Genomic DNA, 17,812 nt, shown 5'->3' with positions numbered 1-17,812 from the left:
AAATTTGAAAAAAGGGATTGACAAATTTCAGAAAAGATGTATTATTGTATTAGTCACTTAGTACAATAATACAAACGATGGAAGGAGGTCACTTTTGTGGCAGAAGTATTTCATCCCAATATACCAATTTATTTACAGCTCATCGAAAGCGTTAAGCGCAAAATTGTCTCGGGGGAGCTTTCCCCAGGGCAAAGGTTGCCGTCCGTGCGGGATTTGGCGCAGACCTATGAAGTCAATCCCAACACCGCCCAGCGGGCGCTGGCCGAACTGGAACGCGAAGGACTGGTTTACAGTGAACGAACAGCGGGCCGTTTTATTACCAACGATGGAGGGCTGATTGAAATGACGAGAACAGAACTGGCAAAGGAACAAATTGAGAATTTTATCACAGAGATGCAGCGCCTCGGTTTTACTAACGAACAGCTGCTCCAAGAGCTGGAACAAAAACTGAAGAAGGAGGAACGCCAAGATGAAAGAAAATAACGTACCGTCCGCGGTCATCAAAAATCTGACCAAAAGCTACGGCGGGTTCACCGCCCTGAGAGATGTCAACCTCGTCCTGCCCAAGGGCAAAATTATCGGACTGCTGGGCCCCAACGGCAGCGGCAAAACAACGCTCATTAAAATCCTGACGGGACTTATCACCAACTACCAGGGGGAGGTCCTAGTGGAGGGGCGCCCGGTGGGCGCCGACACCAAGGCGCTCATCTCCTACCTGCCCGACCGCAACTACTTTGCCGACTGGATGCGCGCCAGGGACGCCATCTTCCTCTTCAGCGATATGTACGCCGACTTTAACGGAGCCAAGGCTTTCCAGATGATCGACCGCCTGGGGCTCAACGCCAACCAGAAGATCAAATCCATGTCCAAGGGTATGATCGACAAGTTCCAGCTGTGCCTGGTCATGTCGCGGGAGGCCCACCTCTACGTCCTCGACGAACCCCTGGGCGGCGTCGACCCGGCGGCAAGGGACTTCATCCTGGACACGGTGCTCAAAAATTACAGCGAGGATTCCTCGGTCATCATCTCCACCCACCTCATCAGCGACGTGGAGCGCATCTTTGACACCGTGATCTTCCTCAAACAGGGTGAGATCATGCTCTGCGACGAAATTGACACACTGCGGGAGAAGACCCAGAAATCCGTCGATCAGCTTTTCAGGGAGGTATTCAAATGCTAGGGAAACTACTCAAATACGAAATCAAATCCACCTACCGGGAGTTTTTGGGTATCTACTGCGCCCTGATCGCCAGCGTGCTGCTAACCTGGACCATGAAGCTGCCCCAGTTGGAAACGGTGGGCTATATCGCCTCCATCTGTGTCTTCGCCGTCATGGTGGCGGCTGTGGTGATTGTGTTCATCAGTATTCTCAATGCCTTTAATAAGCGCATCTTCGGCCGTCAGGGCTATCTCAACATGACATTGCCCGCCAGCACCCATCAGCAGGTCTGCTCCCGGCTGCTGGTCTCGGTTATGTGGTGCCTGATTACCGGCATCGTCATGACGATTTCCATCTTCCTGCTGTTACAAATTCACGGCGGCATTTTTAACCACATGAACTTCGGCGAGCTGGGTGACTTGTGGACTGCGCTGTGGGAAAACAACCTGGTGCTTACCATCGTTTTGATTCTCGTCTCTATTTTAGTCAGCATCTTTGCCATCGTCCTCTCCCTCTACTGCGCTTCCACCGTGGCCCACCTGCCCATCTTCCGCAAATTTAAAATTGTGGCGGGCATCTTGACCCTGGTCGCTTTCTCCTTTGTGGAAAGCCGCGTCGTCAGCCTCCTCACCTGGATGGGTTCCGGCTGGTTAAATGATCTGGGCGCGCGCTTTTCCCACGGCGTCCCCATGGCGCAGATACCCGAATTTGTGGGGTATCTCAATTTGATCATCGGCATTGCGCTGCTCATCACCGTGGTATTTTCGCTGGCCAAATATTTCCTTACCACCTACCTTCTCTCCAAGCACATGGAACTGGAATAACACTTCTTCTATAAAAGAGGGGCGGGCTTCAAGCCCGCCCCTCTTTTTCTTTTCCCCCCTGTTTCTCCTTCCAAAAATGTGCTAAAATAAAACAAAAACAGCGTGGGGTCAGATTTGCCCCACTCACAAATGGGAGGGAATCTGCATGGCAAACAGCGAGCAGGAGAAGTCTATCAGCACAAAGACGCTGGAAATCGTCTCCTCCATGCAAAAAAATGAAATTACGGAATGTCACATTTACCGGAAGATCGCCAAACGGGTGAAGGATGAGCACAACCGCACCATCCTTCTGCGCATCGCCGACGAGGAGGAACGTCACAGCAAAATCTGGCAGCGCTACACCGGGAAGGAGGAGAAGCCCAACGCCTTCAAGGTCTGGTGGTTTTCCCTCATCAGCCTGATTTGCGGCTTCACCTTCGCTCTCAAACTGATGGAAAACGGCGAAGGCAACGCCCAGGACATCTATACCGAAATCTGCGACGAAATTCCCGCAGCCAAACAGATCTGTGAAGATGAGCAGCGCCACGAAAACGAGCTCATCGAGCTGCTCGACGAGGAGCGGCTCAAATATGTGGGCTCCATGGTGCTGGGGCTCAACGACGCCCTGGTGGAGCTCACCGGCACCCTGGCGGGCCTGACGCTGGCGCTGCAAAACACCAGCCTCATCGCCCTGTCCGGTCTCATCACCGGCATCTCCGCCACCCTTTCCATGGCCTCCTCCGAGTTTCTCTCGGCCAAGAGCGACGGGCGCAGCGACGCGTTTAAGTCCTGCATCTACACCGGCATCGCCTATGTGATCACGGTGGCGCTGTTAGTACTGCCCTATCTCCTCTTCCCCTCCACCCACTACCTTTGGGCACTCGTCACCATGCTGGTAATCGTCGTTCTCATTATCTCCGGCTTCACCTTCTATATCTCAGTGGCCAAGGGCCTCTCCTTTAAAAAGAGGTTTTTAGAAATGGCAGGCATCAGCCTGAGCGTCGCCGTCCTCTCCTTCGTCATCGGTCTGCTGGTCAAGCAGTTCTTGGGCATCGACATCTAATGTTCCACGTATGATCAAAGGGCGGGGGTCTCAAGGACCGCCGCCCTTTTTGGACGCAAAAAAGCGCCCCGGAAAAATCCGGGGCGCTTTAGTCAACAAAACTAGCGCACGATCTCGCCGTAGACCTCGCCGGAGCAGCCGGCCGCATTGGACTCATCGGTGTCGATGTGCATGGCGGTAGCAAATTTGGGGCTGACTCTGACCACCACGTCGCCGAAGATGAGGCTTCTCTCGGGGGTGTCGATCTTGACGCTGACCACTTCCTTGTCCTTGACGCCCAGCTTAACCGCGTCCTCCGGGGTGGTGTGGATGTGGCGCTTGGCGGCGATAACGCCCTGAGACACCTCCACCTCGCCGCAGGGGCCGACGAGTTTACAGGGGGCGGAGCCCTCCACGTCGCCGGACTCCCGCACCGGAGCCACCAGGCCCAGGGAACGGGCGTCGGTCAGGGAAATCTCCACCTGGGTAGCCGGACGGACCGGGCCCAGAATGGACACGTTGGGCATGGACTTCTTCGGGCCTACCAGGGTGAGCCGTTCATTGGTGGCGAATTGTCCCGGCTGGGACAGTGCTTTTTTAAAGGAGAGCTCGGCGCCCGGGCCGAAAAGGGTTTCCAAATCCTGCTGGGTCACGTGGATGTGACGGGCAGAGGTTTCCACTAAAATTTTCATTGTTCATTCCTCCGTTGTTCGCGCCGGCCCCAAGAAACGGACCGCGCATGACCTTCCGGCTTTTTCATCCGGTGCAGTTGTTGACGGCCTTCCCCGGCCGCCTAAAAGCGTCCTCCGCCCGGTGGACCGGGCGCGCTTTGTTTCCCTATTTATTGTACTTTCTTTGTCCCCACAATGCAATAATTGTTATAGTTTTAACAATGTTTCTCTCCCTATCCTCCGCTCCCGATTTATGGTATACTGGAAAGACCCAGAGGAAAGGAGCACACAGGATGTTTGAAGATATGAATACGCTGCGGGAGCACTGTCTGAGCTGCCGCAAATGCGGCCTATGCGAGACACGGACCCAGGTGGTCTTCGGGGTGGGGAATCCCCAGGCGGAGATCCTCTTCATCGGCGAGGGGCCGGGGGAACAGGAGGACTTGACCGGCGAGCCGTTTGTGGGCCGGGGCGGACAGCTGCTCGACAAGATGCTCTTTGCCGTGGACCTGTCACGGAAGGAGAATATCTACATCGCCAACATCGTCAAATGCCGCCCGCCCAAAAACCGGGACCCGCTGCCCGAGGAGCAGGAGGCCTGCATCGATTACCTGCGCAATCAAGTGCTCCTCATCCGCCCCAAGATCATCGTATGCCTTGGGCGGATCGCCGCGCAAAAGCTTTTAAAGCCCGATTTCAAGGTGACCCGTGAGCATGGGGTCTGGTTTGAGAAAAACGGCGTGCAGATGATGGGCACCTTCCACCCGGCGGCCCTGTTGCGCAATCCCGCCAGCAAGCCCGCCGCCATGGAGGATTTTTTCGCCCTGCGGGACAAAATCCAGGAGATATGCTCCCACACCTACCCCGCCGAGGAGGCGTGAGCGGTTTCTCTTTACGGAGCCTGCCGTCCCAAAGGCGGCGGGCCGGCGATAACCGGCGCAGACGGGGCTGATGGACTGGGGAACCGTACCGCCAAAGCTGCGGGCCGGGAGTAACAACATTGGCTCGAAAAAAGCCCGCCTTTAATAACAGAAAAACAGCTGCCCCCCAAGGGGAGAACTCTGAAAACGCCCGCTTTTACCGCGGGCGTTTTTGCCTTTGTCCCTTTCGGGGAAAAATCACCGTTTCCTTCGCCATTCCAGTGTCAAAAACGCCGCAATTTGAATAGCATGATGTTGTATAGAATTCGACACGGAAAAATAGCGTGCGCATTTCGCATCCACCGGACCGTTTCCATCTTCCGTGCAGAATGGAAACGGCTGGCCCGGCGTTTCATGCGGCGGCACAATCTGTACGGAGAAAAGGTGGTTTTGACAATGAAAGACGGCGGCAACTTTGTCCATTTTTTTCTGGGGTCCAACACGCCCCAGGGTTTTGTTTCCCGTTTTGACCAGCTGGGCACCCCTCTGGAGGGTTGGCACAAATTTGTCATCAAGGGCGGACCGGGGACGGGGAAATCCAGCTTGATGAAAAAGGTGGCCCAGCGCCTGATGGACGCGGGGGACCCCTTCGTCGAACAGATTCACTGCTCCTCCGACCCCGATAGTTTGGACGCGGTGATCAGCAATAAATTCAAAATTTCCATCGCAGACGGCACTGCTCCCCATGTCATCGAACCCAAATACCCCGGCGCTTTTGAGACGGTGGTCAACCTGACCGACTGCTGGGACGACGAGAAGCTCCAGCGGGACCGCAAAGAAATTGTAGAGCTTTGCACCCGCAACTCCACCTGCCATGACCGGTGCTGCCGCTTCCTGACCGCCGCCTCTTCGCTGATCTATGACACTTACCGCATCGCTGTGGAGTGCACCGATCCGGAGAAGATTGCCCGGTATGCCCGGCGTCTGGCGGCCAAGGAGTTTCGCGCCACCGACGTGGATCACGGCGCCGAAGCGGTGCGTTTTTTGAGCACCGTGACCCCCCAAGGGCTTGTCACCTACACCGATTCGGTCAAAACCATGTGCGACCGGATCTATCTCATCGACGACGAGTGGGGCGCTTCCTCCCGCCTGCTTTTAAACGCTTTGCGCAGCGCGGCCCTGTCGGCGGGGCTGGATATCATCACCTGCTACTGTCCCCTCTCCCCCTATGAGAAATTGGAGCATCTGATCATCCCCTCCATCGGCATGGCGTTTGTCACCACCAACCGCTTCTCCAATATCTCCCTGGAGCCCTGCCGCCGCATTCACGCCAAGCGCTTCACCGACATGGTCAAACTCAAAACCCGCAAGCAGCGCATCAGCTTCAACCGCAAGGCGGCCCAGGAGATGCTAAACGAAGCCATCAAGCTGCTGGTGGAGTCCAAAAACATCCACGACCAGATCGAGCGCTACTATATTTCCAGCATGGACTACCAAAAGGTAGACGCCAAGGTGTCCGAGACCCTTTCCAAGATGGAAGCGATCATCCAAAAAGGCGGCTGATGCCGTCTTTTTCTCGCATCCGGCATAACCGGCGGCGCGTGCTCATACAATGAAATGACATCACTGCAAAGGAAGGTCGCAAACGATGAATGAACACGCAATGGAAGCTCTGGTGGCCCCCATGGTCGTCGCGATCAAGGAGACCATTCGCCACATGTCGGAACTCGCCGGGGAGATCGACAACTCCCAAAAACGGATGCAGATACAAAATAATCTCAACGGCCTTTTGGGCCACATCAACAGCCTGAATTTGGAGGATTTGAGCACGGTGAACCCCGGCGCCATCCTTCCCGTCTTCATGGAACTGATGGGCAATCTCAAGAGTTCCATCAACGCTGTCTCTCATCCGGGAAAGCGCCGGATTCTCTTGGATCAATTGGGCTTTCTCACCTCCCAGTTTTTAAACGCCGCCTCCGCCATCAACAAAGCGGTGCGCCCGTCCCCCGTGAGCCCACGCGAAAACTGGGGGCAGAACCGTCCCCTCCCCGGCGGCGGGCCCCTGAAAAACGCCGCACCTCCCCGGCGCACCGGCAACGCCTCCGGTATGCGCCACAAGCCTATGTAGCCATTTCTGCATAAAAAAGCGGACGCTTATCGCGTCCGTTTTTTTGCGCCCGGATGCTGCACCTAAACGGGCCGCGGAGCAAACTGTGCCGCCGCGGAACGGACGCGTTGATGTAAAGGGCGGCGCTGTGCGCAACGATGCGCGTCCGATTCTACATGGCGGGCGGCGCTGATAGGCATAGGAGCTTACAAAAGCGGGACGCGTTACCAAGCGGCCCGCCTTTGACGGCGCTTCCAAGGGCGGCGCAGGGGTGAAAACGCCCCAAGCCGCCTGGTGATGAAGATAATCAAATTTTTAGAAGCGTCCTATCGGAGAATGTTGGGGCTCAAACGGGAGAATACTAAACTACAAAGCAAAGTGGCCGGGCCTCAGTGCCTGTCCATCCTGCACCGTGCCCTGACAAAAGCCCAGGGCTCGCCGCGCCAATAAAGGTGTCAGGCTCCCTCCAACTTCCGCAGCGAGGGTCCCCTTGACGCCTTTTTAAAAGCCTGGGACATCCCCGAGCTGTACGGCGTCGAAACCAGATGGCTGATCATCCGGGAGCACGGGGTGATGACCGGCCGGTGCGAAAAAGTATTTGAAGGGGTTGTGGAAGTATGACGAAATATATCTTTGTAACCGGCGGCGTTGTGTCGGGACTTGGCAAGGGCATTACGGCGGCCTCGCTGGGGCGGCTCCTCAAATGCCGGGGGCTGACGGTGGCCGCCCAAAAGCTGGACCCCTATATCAACGTGGACCCGGGCACCATGAGCCCCTATCAGCATGGGGAGGTCTTTGTCACCGAGGACGGGGCGGAGACCGACCTGGACTTAGGGCATTACGAGCGCTTCATCGACGAGGACCTCAACCGCTACTCCAACCTGACCACCGGCAAAGTCTACTGGAACGTGCTGAGCAAGGAACGCAAGGGGCTCTATCTTGGCGAGACGGTCCAGGTCATCCCTCACATCACCGGGGAGATCAAAAACTTTATCTACTCCGTGGGCAAGAAGATAAACGCTGACGTGGTGCTCACCGAAATCGGCGGCACCACCGGCGACATCGAAAGCCAGCCCTTTTTGGAGGCCATCCGCCAGGTGTCCCACGAGGTGGGGCGGGAAAACTGCCTCTATCTCCACGTGACCCTCGTTCCCTATATCAAAAGCTCGGGCGAGCATAAGTCGAAGCCTACCCAGCACTCGGTTAAGGAGCTGCAGTCCTTCGGCATCATGCCCGATATCATTATCGCCCGTTGCGATGAGCCGCTGGAGGAGGGCATCAAGCAGAAGATCGCCCTGTTTTGCAACGTGGACCCCGACTGCGTGGTGGAAAACCTGACCCTGCCCGTCCTTTACGAAGCGCCCATCATGCTCGAAGAGAACCGCTTGGATCAGATTGTTTGCCGCAAACTCCATCTGCCCGAACAGAAATGCGATCTCAGCGAGTGGAAACAGATGCTCGCCCGGATTGGACGGGCCACCCGCCCGGTGGAGATCGCGCTGGTGGGCAAATATGTGAAGCTCCACGACGCCTACCTCTCGGTGGCGGAGGCCCTCTCCCACGCGGGCTACGAAACGGGCAATCGGGTGCGGGTGCGCTGGGTGGACTCGGAAGAGATCACGCCCGAGAACGTGGACAAACTTTTGGGCGGCGTAGGCGGCATTATCCTCCCCGGCGGCTTCGGCGGACGGGGCATCGAAGGGATGATCACTGCGGCCCAGTTTGCCAGGGAAAACGGCATCCCCTATTTCGGCATCTGTCTGGGCATGCAGATCGCCGTCATCGAGTACGCCCGCCACGTAGCGGGATTTCCCGACGCCCACTCCCGGGAGTTTTCCGAGCATACCGCCCACCCGGTCATCGATCTAATGCCCGACCAGCAGGGGAACCTGCCCAAGGGCGGTACCATGCGGCTGGGACGCTACCCCTGTGTTATTCGGGACGGCACCAAGCTGGCGCAGGCCTACGCTCAGAAAGAAATCGGGGAGCGCCACCGCCACCGGTATGAATTTAACAACGTCTACCGGGCGTCCTTGGAACAGGCGGGCCTCGTCATCAGCGGCACTTCCCCCGACGGGCGGCTGGTGGAGGCGGTGGAGCTCCAAAACCATTCCTTCTATGTGGGGGTGCAATACCACCCGGAATTTAAAAGCCGCCCCAACCGGGCCCATCCCCTTTTCCGTGCGTTTGTCGCGGCGGCGGACCGGCGGCAAAATCCAAGCGCGGACCAGCATCAGTATCCCGGCCAGGAGGAAACTCAAATTTGAAACGAACCGCCCCCACTTTGATTTGGAAGAAAGCTACTTTGTTTCCGCGCCGTTTCAGCATTGACAGGAGGCCAAAAGTGCCGTATCCTAGTATTTAACTGTGAATATGACGCGGAGGGAAGCGCCGCGCCGTTTTGCGGGGAGTGATGGAAGACGCCAGCCGGGAGAGAAACATCCGGCGGCGGTCTTTGAGCGCGGGTGGACGCGCGGAAAGGATGGGGAAGCAATATGCAGCGAGAAAAATTCGGGTCCCGTCTGGGCTTTGTGCTCATTTCGGCGGGGTGCGCCATCGGTCTGGGCAACGTCTGGCGCTTTCCCTTTATCACCGGCAAATACGGAGGCGCGGCCTTCGTGCTCATCTATCTCTTTTTCCTGCTCATCCTGGGTCTGCCGGTCATGATCATGGAGTTTTCCGTGGGCCGCGCCAGCCAGAAGAGCATCGCCCGCTCCTTCCATGAGCTGGAACCCAAGGGCTCCAAATGGCACCTCCACGGCTATGTGGGGATGGCGGGCAACTACCTGCTCATGATGTTTTATACCACCATCGCCGGGTGGATGCTCTACTACTTTTTCAAGATGGCGCTGGGCCACTTTGAAGGGCTGGGTCCCGCCGGGGTGGAACAGGAATTCGGACAGATGACCGCCCAGCCCTGGACCATGGCCTTTTGGATGGTGCTGGTGGTGGTCCTTTGTATGGGAGTCTGTGCCAAGGGGCTTAAAAACGGAGTGGAAAAGATCACCAAGGTCATGATGCTCTGCCTGCTGGCCGTCATGGTCATCCTGGTGGCGCGGGCGGTCACCCTGCCCGGCGCCGCCGAGGGGCTCCGGTTTTATCTGATGCCCGACTTTGGCAAAATGATGGAGGCCGGACTCCCGGAAACCATCTTCGCCGCCATGGGACAGGCCTTCTTCACCCTGAGCATCGGCGTGGGGTCCATGGCCATCTTCGGCAGCTACATCGGCAAGGACCGGACCCTGACCGGGGAGGCTGTCAACGTCACCCTTTTAGACACCTTTGTGGCGCTGACGGCGGGGCTCATCATCTTCCCCGCCTGCTTCTCCTTCGGCGTCAATCCGGGCAGCGGGCCGAGTCTCGTCTTCATCACCCTGCCTAACATCTTTAACGCTATGACCGGCGGACGCATTTGGGGTTCCCTCTTCTTTATCTTCATGTCCTTCGCCGCCTTCTCCACCGTCATCGGCGTCTTCGAGAACATCCTCTCCTGCTGCATCGACCTGTGGGGATGGAGCAGGAAAAAGGCGGTGATTGTCAACCTTTTCGCCATCATCCTTCTCTCCCTGCCCTGCGTCCTGGGCTTTAATCTGCTCAGTTCCTTTACTCCCCTGGGCGGAGGCACCAACCTGATGGACTTGGAGGACTTTATCGTCAGCAACAACCTTCTGCCCCTGGGTTCCATCGTCTACCTGCTCTTCTGCACCACCCGCTACGGCTGGGGCTGGAAGAATTTCGTCGGCGAGGCGGACACCGGCAAGGGCCCCAAGTTCCCCAAATGGACCCGGGTTTATGTCACCTATATCCTGCCCATCATCGTCCTCTTCGTCTTCTTCCAGGGCTATTACGACAAGTTTAAGCCGCTGATCCTCTCCTGGTTCCAGTAAAGGCGCGGCCCTTTCCGGCGGGTAGAATAAACATAGCCAGGTTAGTTTGCATCGGGGCGGATGCTCTACGAAGCCGCTTTTGGCGAAGCGAGAAAACCAGCTGCGGGGGCGGCTGGTTTTTGCGCATTGAGCGGCGCGCAAAGCGCGGATGCCCTGCGAAGCGATAAAAAAGGGATGGCCCGATGGGGCCATCCCTTTTTGTAAGTACGATTAGATAATGTCGATGCCGCCGAAGATGGTGACATAGTGGATGTAAACGGTGGGCCAGTTGGGGTTATAAGGCAAGGAGGCCCGGTTCTCAAATCCGCCTAAAAGGGCCACGCCGTTTGCCACGATGTTGACGCCCCGGGGCGCCACCAGGTCGATGCCGCCAAAGATGGCGGTCAGGCGCATTTCCACGTTTTTGTGGACGCCCACCTGGCTTAAGTCGGTGTCGATGCCACCGAAGATGGCTACGCCCGAGAGCCCCATTAGGTCGTCGGTCAAACAAATGGTGTCATGGCCGCTGAAGACAGCGGTGTAACTGGGATATTTGCTGAAGTCCTGCACCGCGTTGGGATGCTTGCCGCGGTAGGCCTGATACTGCGCCTGCTGGGCCTGTTGATATTGGGTATAGTCGGGCGGGGTCTTGCCGGTGCTTCCGGCATTTTCACCGCTTTCCGCCGCGCCTTCCGCGTCCGGGGCGGTGTGATAGGGCTCGCCCTGGTACTGGTAAGCGCCGTCGTAGTAGTCCTCCTGACCGTGCCGGGCCACCGCATGATAGATGATGGTGCCGCCGGCGTAGATCAGTCCGCAGGAAACCAGGGTCGGCCAGACGTAGCGTCCATAGATGACGCCCAATTCCGCCAGGAGGAACACGCCGCCCAGCACCACCAGCAGCGCGCCGGTGTGCCGCTGGCCCTTGCAAAAGAGCATGGCCGTTCCGGGCAGGATGAGCAAGAGCGTCCACCAGCCATCAAAGATGCTGAACCGCCACAGGTCGAAGGCGTTGCCCAGCCAGCCAAAGCCAAAGATAACGAGCAATATGCCCACAGTGATTGCGCCAAAGTTCCTTCTCATCAAATGTACTCCTTTTTCTAAGCCGGCCGCATGGCCGGCGTCTGCGGAGAAGGGGTAAAAAATCCCCGCTTTTCTTATTTAGTATAGGGGAAAGGGTTTCCTATTACAAGGTAAAACTCCTTAAATCTTTATGAAGTTTTCTTGTCATTTTTGCGTTAGATCCATCCTTGGGGAAATCCCAAACACAAGGAAAACAGAGGCGGTACGGCCGACAGCCAAAAAAACGCCCGAATTTTTCACTCATTTTTTAGTGGTTCTATGAAAATACAGCCGCTGGTATCTGTGTTATAATAGGGGTGTATATCATGGGCCAACCGGACGGACACGATTCAATGAGAAAGGTCGTAAAAAAGATGAGCACTGATAAAAAAATCAAATGGGGCATCATGGGCACCGGCTGGATCGCCGACAAGTTCTGCACGGCGCTGCACGCCTGTGAGGACGCTGAAGTCTATGCCGTCGGCTCCCGCACCCAGGAGTCCGCGGACAAATTCGCCAAGCAGTACGGCATTCCCAAGGCCTACCCCACCTATGAGGCGCTGGTGAGCGATCCCGAGGTGGATGTGGTCTATATCGCCACCCCCCACCGCCTCCACTATGAAAACGCCCTGCTTTGCCTAAACCACGGCAAGGCGGTCCTCAACGAGAAGGCTTTCACCGTCAACGCCAAGCAGGCTAGAGAAATCCAGGAACTCGCTAAGGAGAAGGACCTCTTTGTCATGGAGGCCTTCTGGCCCCGCTTCCAGCCGGTCAACCGGGAGCTTTACCGGCTCATCAAGGAGGAAAACCTCATCGGCGACATCAAGATGATGAAGGTGGACTTTGTCAAGGTGGAGGACTGGCCCGACGAGCACCGCATTTATAACATCAACCTGGCCGGCGGTACCATGCTGGACCTGGGCATCTATGTCCTGTCCTACACCGCCCGGTTCCTGGGCCCCGACCCCTGCGAGTTCCACTCGGTGGGCAGTATCGGTCACACCGGTGTGGACGATCAAACCGCTATCGTCATGAAATACCCGGACAACGCCATCGCCGTCCTGGCCGCCGCGCTGCGGACCAAAGGCTGTGACGACGCCTATATCTACGGTTCCAAGGGCTATGTCCACGTGCCCCACTTCTGGGGCGCCACTGAGGCCACCATCTACCCCGAAGGCGGAGAGCCCATCCATCTGGACATGCCCTTTATCGAAAACGGCTACGAGTACGAGGCTATGGAAGTCATGCAGTGCCTCAGAGACGGCAAAAAACAAAGCGAGATCATGCCGCTGGACGAGACCGTGAAGCTCATGGAAATTATGGACGCCTGCCGGGCCTCCTGGAACTTCAAATATCCCTTCGAGGACTGATACCCGCACTCAAACCCTGAGGAGTGATACCATGAAAAAAATGATCAAATGGGGCATCCTGGGCACCGGCACCATCGCCACCAAGTTTTGTACCGGCCTGTGCGCCCTCCAGGACGCTCAAATTTACGCCGTCGGCTCCCGCACCCAGGCGTCCGCCGACCGCTTTGCCCGCCGGTTTGCCATTTCCAAAGCCTATGGGAGCTACGAGGCGTTGGCGAGCGACCCGGAAGTGGACGTTATCTATATTGCCACCCCCCACACCTTCCACATGGAAAACGCCCTGCTGTGTCTGAGCCACAACAAGCCCGTGCTGTGCGAAAAGCCCTTTGCCCTAAACGCCGCCCAGGCGGAAAAGGTCTTCGACCTGGCCCGGCAGAAAAACCTCTTTGTTATGGAGGCCTTTTGGACCCGCTTCCAGCCCCTGGCCACGGAGCTGTTGAGCCGCCTTTCCAGCGGCGAGTTCGGCGCGGTCCGCTCGGTCAGTGCGGCCTTCGGCTTTGAGGAGGAATTGGGCCCCCAGGGGAGGCTCCTCAACAAAAACCTGGCCGGTGGGGCACTGCTGGACGTGGGCATCTACACCCTCTCCTATGCCGGCATGATCTTTGGGGAGGCGCCGTCCTCCCTGACCAGTGTCGCCCGCATCGGGGACACCGGCGTGGACGAACAAAACGCCATCCTCACCCAGTATCCCTCCGGCGGCATCGGCTGTCTGCAAAGCGCCGTCACCGCCGATATCCCCAACGACGCCCAGATCATCGCCACCAAAGCCCGGGTGGACATCCCGGAGTTTTGGCACGCGGAAACCGCTTATGTGTTCCCCAAGGAAGGACAGCCCTATGAAATTCATCTGCCCTTCATGAAAAACGGATACGAGTATGAGGCCATGGAGGTCATGGACTGTCTGCGCCAGGGAAAAGTGGAAAGCGACATCCTGCCCTGGAGCCACACCCTCCAGATAATGGAATTGCTCGACCGCTGCCGGGAGCAGTGGGGGCTTCAGTACCCCCAGGAATAAGCGGAGAAAGGAACAATGCATGGAAGAACCCATTCGTCAGCCGGAGGATCTCTCCGGAACCAATATAACAGGGGCGCATGAGAATACCGCCCAAAAGGAGCCGGACGCCACGGCGGATTCCGGCAACAGTGCGAAAGCAGAAGATAACGCGCCGGCATCCGACACGGCCGGTGAGGAAATGCAACAACCCACCGAGGAAGAGATGAAAGCGGTTTCCCCTCTGGGGGGCCTTTTCCCCAAATGGGACCGAAAGAACCAGTCCGTCCTCAAAATCATGCTCTATTGCCTCCTGTTTATCGTCATCCTCACCCTGCTCGGCTATTTCTTCAGCCACCGGTAAAGCAGTATCCGCCCATCGGGCGCAAAGAAGCAGCCGTTTAAAGCGGCTGCTTCTTTTTTATCGTTAGGTTCTGGCTTATGCGTTGTGTTCCGCCCTCCACGGGGCTATGGCCCCGCTGTGTGATTTATTCATGTGCAGGGCTTCCGCGTGTTGTGTTCCGCCCCTCACGTCCAAAAAGGTAGCCCGCCAATGCGGCCGGCTATTTTTTAAGCTCCTGGCAGTGAGGGCAAAAATAGACGTTGCCGCCCAGATAAGCCTGGCGGAGAATCTCGCCGCCGCACTGGGGGCAGGGGCGCTTCCAGGTCTTGCTGGAAAGCAGGGTTTGATACCCGCCTGTACAGCCGAACAGGTCCTTCTCCGTGTCCCTGCCCCCCTGGCCCGCCATGGCAAGGAGCGTCCCCTTGACGCTCTCAAAGAGGCGATGTTTCTCCTCCCCGGACAAAGCGCCCAGATGGCTCTTGGGATGGATGCCCGCCCGGAACAGGATGTCGTGTAGCACGCCGTTTCCAAGGCCCGGAATCCGCTGTTCTGTGGCTAGGAATGCTTTGGCGGTCAGGGTGGGTTTCTCCTTTTCCCACAGGGCGTTATAATAGCTTTCATCAAAGGCGTCGGAAAAGGGGGTGGGCTTTTCCTTGGTCACCAGGTAGTAGAAGTTGTCGTTCTCCCCCTCCCGGAAGGCCCAAAGCCCGCCGTACATCTGCACAGTGCAGACGACGGCGGAAAAATCGTCAAACTCTAAAAGGAGCTGGTGCCTCGGCGGCCGCTTCTCCCCCGGGCCAACAAAGCGGATGTTGACCCCATCCCCCAAAACGAGCCGGGCGTCCCCCAGGCGCATCTCGACGAGGCCAGCGCTGGGTTCTACCCCCTCCACCTGCCGTCCGGAGAGGAGGCCTTGATACTCCTGCGGGTCCCCGTAATAAAAGGCAAAACCATGGGGCGAATGGGCGGCGATGACGTTTTGTATCCGTTTTCCTCCCACCGTCTCCTGCAACTGACGGGCGATGGTATAGCTTTCTGGTAGTTCCAGCATGTCGCGTCTTCCTTTCTACTCTTCTTCCGCCGGCAGATGATAGCCGCACAGGGAACAGGTCCGGTCGTGCAGACAGATGACCCCGCCGCAGTCGGGGCATGTCCAGCGCCGCCGCTCCATTTCCAGGACGAAGCGGGCTCCCCGCTCTCCCGCCAGCACCCCGGTGTCAAGGGGGCTCAGGCCATAGCGCCTGCGGTAATTGCGATCAAGGGCCCGCAGGGGCGGACAGGGGAAAGCGCCGCACTCCCCGCAATAGATGACCTTCCGCTCCCTGGCACACTCGGCTATCCTACATTTTCGACAAGCGGCGGCCTTTTCCTCCGCCCGGCCCCGGCAGCCGCCGCAGGGCTTTCGCTTTCGCAGATGGGCATAACAGGCCCCGCAAAAGACGCCGCAAGGAGCCAAGTCCTTTTGATCGTCCAGCGTCATCTGTCCTCCCCCGCTTTCCTTTGGTATGTCCTGATTGTACCACAGGCTATATGACAACAGGAAGTCATATTTATACGGCGGAAAAACTTTCCTTGCTTCCCCCTCCCCATCGACGTATACTAAAGTGAGAGATTCCGGCCCATTGGGCCCAAAGGAGGTCCCCCATGAAATTGCAAGAAATTTCCCTCTGGGACATTGAGAACATTAAAATTGGACACGCCCAGGACATGGAGCACGCCACCGGATGCACCGTCCTCCTCTGCGAGCGGGGCGCGCCCGCCGGGGTGGATGTTCGAGGCGGCGGGCCCGCCTCCCGGGAGACGGAGTTACTGCGTCCCACAGCCAGCTGCCAGGGCATCCATGCCCTCCTGCTCAGCGGTGGCAGCGCCTACGGACTGGACGCGGCGGGCGGCGTCATGCAGTATTTGGAACAGCGGGGTGTGGGCTTCCCGGTGGGCAGTACAGTGGTGCCGCTCGTTTGCGCCTCCTGCCTGTTTGATCTCAATCTTGTCTCCTCCGCAGTGCGCCCCGACGCCGCCATGGCCCGCCTTGCCTGTGAGGACGCCCAAACTCGCCGGGAAGGCATGGGCAATGTGGGCGCTGGCACCGGCGCAACAGTGGGCAAGTATCTGGGTCCCGACACCATGATGAAGTCGGGCTTTGGATGCTACGCCGTCCAGGTGGGTGACCTCAAAGTGGGCGCCATGGTGGCGGTCAACGCCTTGGGGGACGTCTTTGACTGTGATACCGGGCGGCAGCTGGCCGGGCTTCTCACCCCCGACCACAAGGGCTTTGCCGGGACGGAAGACGCTTTTTTGAAAGCCTATGCGGGGCTTCGGAACGTCTTTACCGGCAACACCACCATTGGCGCAGTGATCACCAACGGCCGCTTTGATAAGGTGCAGATGCAAAAGATCGCCTCCATGGCCCACAACGGCTACGCCCGGGCCATCCGTCCGGTGCACACCACGGCGGACGGAGACAGCATTTACGGCCTGTCGGTGGGGGACGTCTCCGCCGATTTGGATGTGGTGGGGACGCTGAGCGCCACCGTCATGGCCCGCGCCATCAAAAACGCGGTGCTGGAAGCGACCTCCGCCTACGGCCTCCCCGCCGCCCGGGACATCTTGGACTGAATGCCCGCCTTGACTGTGCCGGCTTTCTAAGCGATCGATTTCAAACCGGCCTGAGCTGTTCCCACAGGCCCGTCTATTTTGTACCAGCGGCTTGAATAGGCGCTTCCCACCGGCTAAAGCTCTTTGCCCGTTTCTTGCGCTTGCGCGGCCGGGGAAAATGGGGTATGATAATGAAAATGGCACAAAGACGCCTGTCCCGGGACCGCTTTCTCCCCAGCGGACATCGGAAATGAGGCGCTTTGGGGGAGAATACAGGCGCGTGTGCGGAGGACGTTATGGCAAACAACAAAAAGCAGGAAATCATCGACACCTACATTCAGCTGATTGTGGAAAAGGGCATCGAAAAGGCGTCCCTTAACAGTGTGGCCGCCCGGATGGGCATCCCCCAGAGCCTGGTCTTCCACTATTTTAAAAATAAGGACGCGCTCATCGAGACGCTCACCGACTATATTGCGGACATCTGTAAAGAGTCCTACCGCCACGAGCCCAAACTTGAGGACAAGCGGCAGGAATTTCTCCTCTTTGTCCGCCACACCCTCAATGTCCATGAATACCGGCGGTCTTATTTTGACCCGGTCATCTATTCCGGGCTCATCTATCTCTCGGAGCGCAACGCCTATGTCAAGCAGAAGTTCATTGAGCTGACCGGCATCATCACCGAAACGGTCTGCCAAAAACTCCGGGAGTACGCGGCCCTCGGCATCATCTCCACCGACGACCTCCTCCTGTCCGCCCGGACGCTGCTGTGCATGGCCGACGGCATCCTCAGTTACCGGGGCCTCATCCCCGACGAGGGACAGCTCGCCGCCTTCCTCCAAAAGCAGGAGGACGTCTTTTTGACCAGCGTAAGTTTTGTACCGGCAAAATAATACGAACAAAATAAAAGATCGCACACTCTGTGGGGGAGTGTGCGATCTTCTCATTT

The 17,812-nt window shown here is 57.7% G+C and carries 19 protein-coding genes and 1 pseudogene; 16 read left to right on the top strand and 4 right to left on the bottom strand.

From position 1 onward, the window contains the following. Nucleotides 1-96: 96 nt before the first annotated feature. The 4 genes from H8709_RS07915 (at nucleotide 97) to H8709_RS07900 (ending at nucleotide 3,025) form a co-directional block, all read left to right on the top strand. Nucleotides 97-483 (top strand): GntR family transcriptional regulator, encoded by a 387-nt coding sequence (locus H8709_RS07915; RefSeq protein ID WP_262397838.1) that lies wholly within the window; start codon nucleotides 97-99, stop codon nucleotides 481-483. Continuing rightward, the gene (locus tag H8709_RS07910) at nucleotides 470-1,180 is read left to right on the top strand and encodes an ABC transporter ATP-binding protein (protein ID WP_262397837.1); all 711 of its coding nucleotides are present in this window, start codon (nucleotides 470-472) and stop codon (nucleotides 1,178-1,180) included. Before H8709_RS07915 ends, H8709_RS07910 begins: the two co-directional genes overlap by 14 nt. Continuing rightward, entirely contained in the window at nucleotides 1,174-1,983 is an 810-nt protein-coding gene (locus tag H8709_RS07905; RefSeq protein ID WP_262397836.1) for a hypothetical protein, read from the top strand. The genes H8709_RS07910 and H8709_RS07905 overlap by 7 nt, the downstream gene beginning before the upstream one ends. Nucleotides 1,984-2,128: 145 nt before the next feature. Next, nucleotides 2,129-3,025 (top strand): VIT1/CCC1 transporter family protein, encoded by an 897-nt coding sequence (locus tag H8709_RS07900; protein WP_262397835.1) that lies wholly within the window; start codon nucleotides 2,129-2,131, stop codon nucleotides 3,023-3,025. A 101-nt stretch (nucleotides 3,026-3,126) separates the two neighbouring features. On the opposite strand, the gene H8709_RS07895 is transcribed toward H8709_RS07900, so the two are convergent. Next, a complete protein-coding gene (locus H8709_RS07895) occupies nucleotides 3,127-3,696 on the bottom strand; it encodes a phosphate propanoyltransferase (RefSeq protein WP_262397834.1) in 570 nt (189 codons plus the stop codon). A gap of 272 nt (nucleotides 3,697-3,968) precedes the next feature. Here H8709_RS07895 and H8709_RS07890 point away from each other — a divergent pair, with 272 nt between their 5' ends. The 7 genes and pseudogenes from H8709_RS07890 to H8709_RS07860 all read left to right on the top strand — a co-directional run bounded on the left by H8709_RS07890 (nucleotide 3,969) and on the right by H8709_RS07860 (nucleotide 10,529). After that, a complete protein-coding gene (locus H8709_RS07890; protein ID WP_262397833.1) occupies nucleotides 3,969-4,556 on the top strand; it encodes a uracil-DNA glycosylase in 588 nt (195 codons plus the stop codon). A 429-nt stretch (nucleotides 4,557-4,985) separates the two neighbouring features. Continuing rightward, a complete protein-coding gene (locus H8709_RS07885; RefSeq protein ID WP_262397832.1) occupies nucleotides 4,986-6,098 on the top strand; it encodes a hypothetical protein in 1,113 nt (370 codons plus the stop codon). An 85-nt stretch (nucleotides 6,099-6,183) separates the two neighbouring features. After that, on the top strand, nucleotides 6,184-6,663 hold the full coding sequence (locus H8709_RS07880; RefSeq protein ID WP_262397831.1) for a hypothetical protein: 480 nt from the start codon (nucleotides 6,184-6,186) through the stop codon (nucleotides 6,661-6,663). A gap of 276 nt (nucleotides 6,664-6,939) precedes the next feature. Then, on the top strand, nucleotides 6,940-7,092 hold the full coding sequence (locus H8709_RS07875) for a hypothetical protein (protein ID WP_262397830.1): 153 nt from the start codon (nucleotides 6,940-6,942) through the stop codon (nucleotides 7,090-7,092). Nucleotides 7,093-7,107: 15 nt separating this feature from the next. Beyond that, a pseudogene (locus H8709_RS11880) lies at nucleotides 7,108-7,263 on the top strand (carbamoyl phosphate synthase small subunit); the annotation flags it as partial. Next, the gene (locus H8709_RS07865; RefSeq protein ID WP_262397829.1) at nucleotides 7,260-8,909 is read left to right on the top strand and encodes a CTP synthase; all 1,650 of its coding nucleotides are present in this window, start codon (nucleotides 7,260-7,262) and stop codon (nucleotides 8,907-8,909) included. The pseudogene H8709_RS11880 and the gene H8709_RS07865, both read left to right, overlap by 4 nt. Before the next feature lie 228 nt (nucleotides 8,910-9,137). Next, nucleotides 9,138-10,529, top strand: coding sequence for a sodium-dependent transporter (locus H8709_RS07860; protein WP_262397828.1), 1,392 nt, complete (start codon nucleotides 9,138-9,140; stop codon nucleotides 10,527-10,529). Between the two features lie 210 nt (nucleotides 10,530-10,739). On the opposite strand, the gene H8709_RS07855 is transcribed toward H8709_RS07860, so the two are convergent. Further along, the gene (locus tag H8709_RS07855; protein ID WP_262397827.1) at nucleotides 10,740-11,588 is read right to left on the bottom strand and encodes a LiaF transmembrane domain-containing protein; all 849 of its coding nucleotides are present in this window, start codon (nucleotides 11,586-11,588) and stop codon (nucleotides 10,740-10,742) included. Nucleotides 11,589-11,941: 353 nt separating this feature from the next. Between H8709_RS07855 and H8709_RS07850 the strand changes: the two genes are divergently transcribed. From H8709_RS07850 to H8709_RS07840, 3 genes are read left to right on the top strand one after another with little or no spacing between them, the layout of a single operon-like run. Next, nucleotides 11,942-12,937 carry a Gfo/Idh/MocA family protein gene (locus H8709_RS07850; protein ID WP_262397826.1) on the top strand — a complete coding sequence of 332 codons (996 nt, stop codon included), beginning with the start codon at nucleotides 11,942-11,944 and terminating at the stop codon, nucleotides 12,935-12,937. 31 nt (nucleotides 12,938-12,968) lie between these two features. Then, a complete protein-coding gene (locus H8709_RS07845) occupies nucleotides 12,969-13,952 on the top strand; it encodes a Gfo/Idh/MocA family protein (protein WP_262397825.1) in 984 nt (327 codons plus the stop codon). A 19-nt stretch (nucleotides 13,953-13,971) separates the two neighbouring features. Beyond that, a complete protein-coding gene (locus H8709_RS07840) occupies nucleotides 13,972-14,292 on the top strand; it encodes a hypothetical protein (protein ID WP_262397824.1) in 321 nt (106 codons plus the stop codon). A 199-nt stretch (nucleotides 14,293-14,491) separates the two neighbouring features. On the opposite strand, the gene H8709_RS07835 is transcribed toward H8709_RS07840, so the two are convergent. Both H8709_RS07835 and H8709_RS07830 read right to left on the bottom strand, forming a co-directional pair. Then, nucleotides 14,492-15,322 (bottom strand): endonuclease VIII, encoded by an 831-nt coding sequence (locus H8709_RS07835; RefSeq protein WP_262397823.1) that lies wholly within the window; start codon nucleotides 15,320-15,322, stop codon nucleotides 14,492-14,494. Nucleotides 15,323-15,337: 15 nt separating this feature from the next. Further along, entirely contained in the window at nucleotides 15,338-15,751 is a 414-nt protein-coding gene (locus H8709_RS07830; RefSeq protein WP_262397822.1) for a DUF3795 domain-containing protein, read from the bottom strand. 170 nt (nucleotides 15,752-15,921) lie between these two features. On the opposite strand from H8709_RS07830, the gene H8709_RS07825 reads away from it, so the two are divergent. Continuing rightward, entirely contained in the window at nucleotides 15,922-16,887 is a 966-nt protein-coding gene (locus H8709_RS07825; protein ID WP_262397997.1) for a P1 family peptidase, read from the top strand. A 275-nt stretch (nucleotides 16,888-17,162) separates the two neighbouring features. Next, nucleotides 17,163-17,756 carry a TetR/AcrR family transcriptional regulator gene (locus H8709_RS07820; RefSeq protein WP_262397821.1) on the top strand — a complete coding sequence of 198 codons (594 nt, stop codon included), beginning with the start codon at nucleotides 17,163-17,165 and terminating at the stop codon, nucleotides 17,754-17,756. The last annotated feature ends 56 nt before the right edge of the window (nucleotides 17,757-17,812 follow it).

The organism is Zongyangia hominis, from assembly GCF_014385095.1.
In the GTDB taxonomy this organism is placed as follows: Bacteria; Bacillota; Clostridia; order Oscillospirales; family Ruminococcaceae; genus Zongyangia; species Zongyangia hominis.
This window is presented reverse-complemented; position numbering and strand designations above follow the sequence as displayed.